The organism is Rhodovulum steppense (genome assembly GCF_004339675.1).
In the GTDB taxonomy this organism is placed as follows: domain Bacteria; phylum Pseudomonadota; class Alphaproteobacteria; order Rhodobacterales; family Rhodobacteraceae; genus Rhodovulum; species Rhodovulum steppense.
This window is the reverse complement of sequence record NZ_SLVM01000026.1, coordinates 41,454-48,206: the sequence shown is the minus strand read 5'-3', so window position 1 is coordinate 48,206 and position 6,753 is coordinate 41,454. Positions and strand designations below refer to the sequence as shown.

The following is a 6,753-nucleotide window of genomic DNA, read 5'->3' as shown; positions in this document are numbered from 1 at the left end:
GCCTCGGTCAGCCAGTAAAGATTGCTCATAGATCAGGTCTCCTCGCGGAGCCTGAATCACGCCAAAGACCTGAAATCAATGGGTCTGGAGCCTAGGCACCCGGAACGCAAAGACCGCGCCGCTCGCGGGCTGCTGGCGCAGAACGTCCTGGGCCATACCCGCAGGGGCATCGTGACCGACAGGGGAACACCGCTGCGGTCTGTCGCAAGCGGTCCGCGTAGCGCATTGAAAGCGCGCCATCCGCGGCGATCTCGACATCCGCGACATGCAGCGCATCGAACCAGATCGGCACGGATCGCGTCACAGGTAGTCTCCGAGACCATAGCCTTCAGCGGGGGCATTGCCACCGGTGCTGGCGTCGTCAGTTTGATCTTCGAGCAGGGCCGCGACCGGTACGCGCAGCGCCCGGAGGCGTCGCCCGACATGGGCGAGCAGGTTTGGTTCGATTTCCATGGCCATCGCGATACAGATTGCCTTTTTCGGTAAAATTGGCGACTGGGGGTCCAGGATTTCAAATCGACTTATCTTTATCGGTAAAACGGTGCCGATTTTAGCCGAAGCCAACCCGCTATTACCGTATTCGATAAGAGCCGCGGCGCCAATCAGGCCTCCCCGCGCCCAGATGGCGCCTTTGCCGCCCCGCGCGGCCCACGCCGCGCCTTGGCGAAGCCGCGATCCGTTGCGATGAACCGCTCGAGCATGGGACCCACCAGCTTCTTCGGTTCGATTGGCCCACGCCCTGATTCCCGGCCGAGGAGTTCCCCATAGGCGATCAGGTCACGATGGAGCTCTGCGGGCACGTCCACGGTCAGTTTCACAGGCTTGTCGTCCGGGATCGGTCCGAGTTTCAGCTTGGTCATGTCAGCCTCCGAGTGGCGCGAAGACGAGGTCGCGCGTGACGATCACGCGGACGGGGAAGCCCGGGCGGATGGTGAGCGTTGGCAGGACTTCGAGCTGGCGTTGAACGATGCGCTGCCCGGCCTCGTTGATCGTGTCGAGGGCCCCGTCGCGGAGGGCAGTTGCGAGGCGATCCTTCTCGTCGAGAGAAAGCTCCGCGCCGACGGCGAGCAGGGTCGAAAGCCCTGCTGCGCGCAGGATGCTGCCCAAGTGATTGTCGACGCGGTCCTCGAGACCGGCATAGCCCGCCGTATCCGCCCCCGGCTGGCGTTCGAGGACAAGAGATCGCACATCGAGGAAGATCAGACGGGTCCAGAGATCAAAGCTGCACCGAAACTGTTGGTTTTTCAAACGGATGCACATGTATCGCACATCTGACCCACCTATCCGTTTCCAGATGCGGCTCTTTCGCTCCGATCCTCCATGGCCTCAGGAAAGGCATCGACGCCCTTGCAAGTTCTGGATGGGTCGGGACCGGGAGCGAACGTTCTCCATGTCAAACCTGGTCGGAGAACACGAAACGGCATGGAGCTAACGGGAGACCTGCCTTTCGACATCGGATGCCCTGTCGGAACCGGCGTGTTCGCGTTTGGAAGCAGCCGTTCGTTCGGAATCGGCGAGGTGCGCTGCGCCTAGCCTCAGCATGGTGTTGCTTACGGTCAGGAAACGGTGCGCCATGCGCTCGGGAAGTTCGTCTTGGCCGAGTCGGGCGAGCGTGCCGCCTGACGTCAACAGGCAGCCGCGGCTTCTTTCCACGATCATGCCGCGCGCGAGCAAACCGGCGACCGTGCGGCGCACGGTTTCGAGGGGAATGTCGAGCGTCTCCGAGATCCTTCGTCGGGAGATTGAACCGGCCGCCTCTGGCGGAAGGGGCGTACGACCAAGCCAGCTTTCGTTTGGGTTACGGTCGCGCGCGAAGCGCTGGACGGTAGACATGACGATCAGCATGAAAACCTGGAACTCTTCGGCGCGCAGCCCGAACGTCCTTTGCAGTTCAAGGTTTAGCATCAGAAGCGTGTTGCCGATTTCGTAGGCGACAAGGCGTTCCCGCGCGGCGTAGCCTTCCGGGTCCAGCATCAATCGCTTACTGCCCTTCTCGCCAAAGTCGCGCATCAATGTTGCTCCCATGTTGTCATTCTTGACATATCATGATCCGGAGTGATTGGAAGCACAGGGATTTTCAGCATGCTGGACGGGCTTGCCGCGCGCACGGTGAGGGCTGGGCCTGATCCACGAGATGTCGCGAGATGCGCTCCCTACCTCTCCTGATAGGGCCGATCGGCCCATGCGCAGCGGCGCTGCTTCCGCCGCCCGGCGGGTTGACTGCCGAGGCGTGGAACACCGCCGGGATCGCCTTCATGATGGCGGTGTGGTGGATGACGGGCGCGCTGCCGCTGGCGGTGACGGCGGTGGCGCCGCTCGTTCTCGCACCGGCCTTCGATCTCGGGCCGTTCGATGCCGTAGCCCGCTCTTACGTCCACCCGCTCCTGTTCCTTTTCCTTGGCGGGTTCCTGATCGGGCGCGCGATCGAGCGCTGGGGCCTGCACCGGCGCATCGCGCTCTGGATCCTCGGGATCGCGGGCGATGCGCCCACGCGCCTGATCGGCGGCGTGATGCTGGCCACGGCGTTCCTGAGTCTGTGGATCAGCAACACCGCCGCGGCGATGGTAATGCTGCCCATCGCCGCCTCGCTGACGCTTGCGCGGCCCAAGGGCGACCGTTTCTCCACCGCGCTGATGCTGGGCGTGGCCTATGCGGCCACCATCGGTGGCATGGGATCTCTGATCGGCACGCCACCGAACGCGCTCTTCGCCGCGTATGTCAGCCAGACCTACGGGCGCGAGATTGGCTTCGCGCAATGGGCCGCGGTGGGCCTGCCGGTGGCGGGGCTGCTGCTTGGGGCGGCATGGCTGGTGCTGGTGCGTCTGAGTCCGGGCGTGGGGAATGTGCGGGCGGCCGACGCGGGGGTCGAGCGCCCAGGCGCGTGGACGGCCGCGGAACGGCGCGTCGCCGTCGTGGCAGGGTTGACCGCGACCGCCTGGATCGCGCGGCCCTTCGCCGGGCGCCTGCTGCCCTGGCTGGAGGTCAACGACGCCATGATCGCCATGGCGGGCGGCGCGGCGCTGTTCCTGCTGCCATCGGGCGCGAACGGGCGGCTTCTGGATTTTTCAGCGATCAAGGGCCTGCGATGGGACATTCTGGTGCTGTTCGGCGGCGGGCTGGCGCTTGCCGGGCTGATCGACCGGTCGGGGCTTGCCGGCTGGATCGGATCGCACATGGTGCTGGCCGGGGGTTTGCCGCTCTGGCTTCTGATCCTGGCCATGGCAGCGGCCATCGTCTATGTCGGCGAGTTGGCCAGCAACACGGCCATGGCCGCGGTGTTCCTGCCGGTGGCGGGGGCGGCTGCGCTGGCGGTCGGGGCCGAGCCTGTGAGCTTTCTTCTGCCGATCGCGCTGGCGGCCTCGGTCGGCTTCATGCTGCCGGTGGCGACCCCGCCGAACGCGATCGTGATGGAAAACCCGGCGGTGACGCGACAGGCGATGTTGCGGGCTGGCGCGCTGCTGGACGTGATCGGGTTGCTGCTGGCCGTCGGGCTGTGTCGGCTTCTTGCAGCGGTGGTCTTCTGAACGACGGAGGGACGCCTGTGCCGGCGCGGCGGGCCCGAGGGAAGGGGCCCGCCGCGCCGCCGCTGGTGGCGCAGGTCACTGCGCCGGGGCAAGCACCCAGACACGCCCCTCGGTGTCCTCGGCCAGCTCGGTGCGGAGTTCCTCGCCATGCGCGCAATAGGCTGCGGGGTCGTAGGCCGCCACGGCCATTTGACCGCCCAGCGCCATCTGGTAGGACCCGATCACGATGTCGAAGGCCAGATTTTCCTGTCCCTGTTCGGTGAGCGCCGTGATGTCCTTGACGATGTCCTGCATGACCGCCCCGAACCGCTTGTCGTCCACCTCGTAGCCCGCGCAGTTGATCGCCAGGCCCTTTTGCTGGGCCACCAGCATCAGGCGCAGGATGTCTCCGGGCTTCAGCAGTTTCTCGACGCGCTCGATCGCCAGTTCGAAGACGGCGTTGTTCATGCGCGTGACGGGGTCGATCTGCGCGGGATCGACGGGCGTGTTTTCCTCGGCAAAGGCGGGTGCGGCCAAGGCCATCGCGCAGGCCAGGGCGGAAATGCGGAATGCGGTCTTCATGTCGGTCTCCTGCGTCGTTGGGTCCTGAGGCGGGTCGGCGGGGCCATCCTCACCCGAAGATGCGCTCGGTCCATTTCATGGACAGATGCCCGTTCTTGTAGCAGCGCCTGGGGATGGGCAGGCAGACCACGTTCGGGCTTGGCGAGAAGGGTTCGCCATAGCGGTCCTCGTCCCAGCCGTCGTCGTCCTTGTTGTGCTTTGCGGCGGCGGCAACGATGCCGATCGCCACCAGCGCGGCCAGCGCCTTTTCGAGGTCCTTGTTGGTCGAATCCGCCGCCGCTTGATGCGGCGCGAGCGATCCAAGCGCCAGCGTGGCGGCCAGAACGCCAGCGGTCAGGGTTCGTCCAGTCATCCTGTGATCTCCTTCACTTGGTCGGGGTGCGATGCCCGGCGTCGCGGTTGCGACGTGATGTCCTGCGGCCGGGTCGAGGTCGTGCGCCCGTCCCGGCACGATGTTCGTATTGGTCCCGGTCAGGGCCGCTTCATCGGATTGAGCGTCGCGCGGCCGGTGTCGTACATGAACCTGCACCGGGTGTAGGACAGGCTGACCGTCATCGGATCGCGGCGGGTGCTGAAATAGAGGTCCACGCCCGCGCCGCTGAACGGATAGTTCACGGCACTTGTCCGGTAGATGTCCACGACCCGCTGTCCTTCGTCCCGGATTGCCTGTTCGCAGACCTGCCGCGCGAGCCGCTCCCCGGCACCCGAGGAACCGCCCGAGCCGCCGAAGCCGCCGCCCGATCCACCCGAGCCGCCGAAGCCGCCTGATCCTCCGAAGCTGCCGCCTGAGCCGCCGAATTCGGCCGTCTCGACACAGCCCGCAAGCGCGATGCCGGCAACGAGCGTGACCAGAACCGATTTGATCTTCATGCAGGATTCCCCCGAATCAGAATTTTCCGGGAAGATACCCGGGGAGGTCTCCGGGATTTCTCCAGCATGACCCGAAATGGGTCATCTTCGTTTCCGCCCGCACCTGTGCAGCTGTAGAAGCCGCATCATAAGGAAGTGTCCTGGCGTCGGGCGGATATGGGATCGCCAGTCTCGTCTTAACGGCGTCGGCAGGACAGCAAAGGGAGACATGACCTTGCCTTGCTCTATCCTGGCCGGGAGCGGCCTCCCCACACGATTTCGCCACGTCATCGCGCTGTGGTTTGGCGCCATCGCGATCATGATCGGAGGCCCCGCAATGGCCGACACCCTGACCGGGCGGGCGATGATCGACACGCGGATGGCGCTGCCGACCGGCCTGACCTTCGAGGCCGTGATCGAAGACATCTCGCGCGCCGACGCGCCGGCGACCGTGATCGGCCGCACCGTGATCGAGAACCCGGGCCAGCCGCCGATCGACTTCGCCATCGACTACGATCCCGCCGACCTGCGCCCACAGGCCATCTATTCCCTGCGCGCGACGATCCGGCGGGGCGATGCGCTCATGTTCACCACCGACACCATCACGCGCGTTCTGACCGATGGCGCGACAGGCCCGGTCGAGGTCCGGCTGCGGCCCGTGGCCCGGTCTTCGGGCGCGAGCCCGGCCCCGGTCGGCGCACATGGTCTGAGCCTGCCCGCCAGTTTCACAGGCATTCTGCCTTGCGCCGATTGCGAGGGCATCCGCCATCACCTCGATCTCTGGCCCGACCAAGTCTACCACATGCGCCGCGAGTGGCTGGGCCGCCCCGAGGGACCACTGCGCCGGGACGAGGTCGGACGCTGGTACGCCGACCCGGCCCGCGGAGCCATCGTCCTTTACGGCGCGTCGGAGATGCCCCTCTTCTGGGAGGTCCGTCGCCCCGGCCGGCTGCGCCAGATGGACATGGCGGGGAACCCCATCACGTCCGATCTGCCCTACGAACTGACGAGCGATGGCACGCTTTCGCCGACCGATCTGGACACCCTGTTCCTTTCGGGCGAGGTGCTCATCGGCCCCGAGGGTCCCGCGCTGCGCGAATGTCTGACGGGGCGCGTCTATCCCGTCGAAACCGAGGGCGCCTTCGCCGATCTCGCCGCGGCGGTAGAAGCGCAGCGCGAAAGCGAAGCGACCCCGCTCCTCGTCAGTCTCGAGGCCCGCATCACCCAGCCGCACCCGGGCCTCGCCCCGCAATTCCCGCGCTTGACGGTCCTGCGTTTCGTCAGGGCGTTTCCTGGCGAGTCCTGCACCCGGCCAGAGCCGACCGCCGAACTGGCGAACACCTACTGGCGGATCGACAGCCTGATGGGCGAGGATTTGCCGCCGGTAGACGGCCGGCGCGAGCCGCATCTCGTTCTTCTCGATGCGCCGGAGGCGCGATTTCGCGCGACGGTGGGCTGCAACCAGTTGATCGGCCGATACGAGAGGGCGGGCGACCGCCTGACCTTCGCTGCAGGTGCGAGCACGATGATGGCCTGTCCGCCGCCGCTTGATGCGCTGGAACGGCAGCTGTCAGAGGTTCTGAAGGCGACCCGGCGGATCCGGCTAGAGGGGGAGCGGCTGGACCTGCTCGGTGACGACGGCGCCGTGCTGGCAGAGCTTCGCGCGGTCTACCTGCGCTGACGTGACCGCGCTCCGGACCGTCGCGCGACCGGCTTCAGACGGACCGCCACGCCATGACCCGTTTCGGGTCACTTGGCTCTTAGGAATGGTTTGGAATGGGGTAAGCCAGCCACGATCACCTATCGGGTTGCGGCTCGC

9 protein-coding genes are annotated in these 6,753 nt (G+C 66.2%); 2 read left to right on the top strand and 7 right to left on the bottom strand.

The genetic code is table 11. The features are described 5' to 3' along the window. Positions 1-300: 300 nt before the first annotated feature. The 4 genes from EV216_RS18345 to EV216_RS14925 all read right to left on the bottom strand — a co-directional run bounded on the left by EV216_RS18345 (position 301) and on the right by EV216_RS14925 (position 2,010). Positions 301-459, bottom strand: coding sequence for a hypothetical protein (locus tag EV216_RS18345; RefSeq protein WP_165899273.1), 159 nt, complete (start codon positions 457-459; stop codon positions 301-303). Between the two features lie 143 nt (positions 460-602). After that, on the bottom strand, positions 603-860 hold the full coding sequence (locus EV216_RS14935) for a DUF2274 domain-containing protein (protein ID WP_132696333.1): 258 nt from the start codon (positions 858-860) through the stop codon (positions 603-605). 1 nt (position 861) lies between these two features. Further along, positions 862-1,260, bottom strand: a complete 399-nt coding sequence (locus tag EV216_RS14930; RefSeq protein ID WP_132696332.1) for a TraB/TrbI/VirB10 family type IV secretion system protein — start codon at positions 1,258-1,260, stop codon at positions 862-864. A gap of 168 nt (positions 1,261-1,428) precedes the next feature. Then, positions 1,429-2,010 (bottom strand): hypothetical protein, encoded by a 582-nt coding sequence (locus EV216_RS14925; protein WP_132696331.1) that lies wholly within the window; start codon positions 2,008-2,010, stop codon positions 1,429-1,431. 134 nt (positions 2,011-2,144) lie between these two features. On the opposite strand from EV216_RS14925, the gene EV216_RS14920 reads away from it, so the two are divergent. Beyond that, positions 2,145-3,524 carry an SLC13 family permease gene (locus EV216_RS14920; protein WP_132696330.1) on the top strand — a complete coding sequence of 460 codons (1,380 nt, stop codon included), beginning with the start codon at positions 2,145-2,147 and terminating at the stop codon, positions 3,522-3,524. 75 nt (positions 3,525-3,599) lie between these two features. On the opposite strand, the gene EV216_RS14915 is transcribed toward EV216_RS14920, so the two are convergent. The 3 genes from EV216_RS14915 to EV216_RS14905 all read right to left on the bottom strand — a co-directional run bounded on the left by EV216_RS14915 (position 3,600) and on the right by EV216_RS14905 (position 4,955). Next, complete coding sequence (locus EV216_RS14915) at positions 3,600-4,085, bottom strand: hypothetical protein (RefSeq protein ID WP_132696329.1); 486 nt, start codon at positions 4,083-4,085, stop codon at positions 3,600-3,602. 49 nt (positions 4,086-4,134) lie between these two features. Continuing rightward, complete coding sequence (locus EV216_RS14910) at positions 4,135-4,437, bottom strand: YcgJ family protein (RefSeq protein ID WP_132696328.1); 303 nt, start codon at positions 4,435-4,437, stop codon at positions 4,135-4,137. A 119-nt stretch (positions 4,438-4,556) separates the two neighbouring features. Then, positions 4,557-4,955, bottom strand: a complete 399-nt coding sequence (locus EV216_RS14905; RefSeq protein WP_132696327.1) for a hypothetical protein — start codon at positions 4,953-4,955, stop codon at positions 4,557-4,559. Positions 4,956-5,271: 316 nt separating this feature from the next. Here EV216_RS14905 and EV216_RS14900 point away from each other — a divergent pair, with 316 nt between their 5' ends. After that, positions 5,272-6,615, top strand: a complete 1,344-nt coding sequence (locus tag EV216_RS14900) for a YbaY family lipoprotein (RefSeq protein WP_165899271.1) — start codon at positions 5,272-5,274, stop codon at positions 6,613-6,615. Positions 6,616-6,753 lie beyond the last annotated feature (138 nt).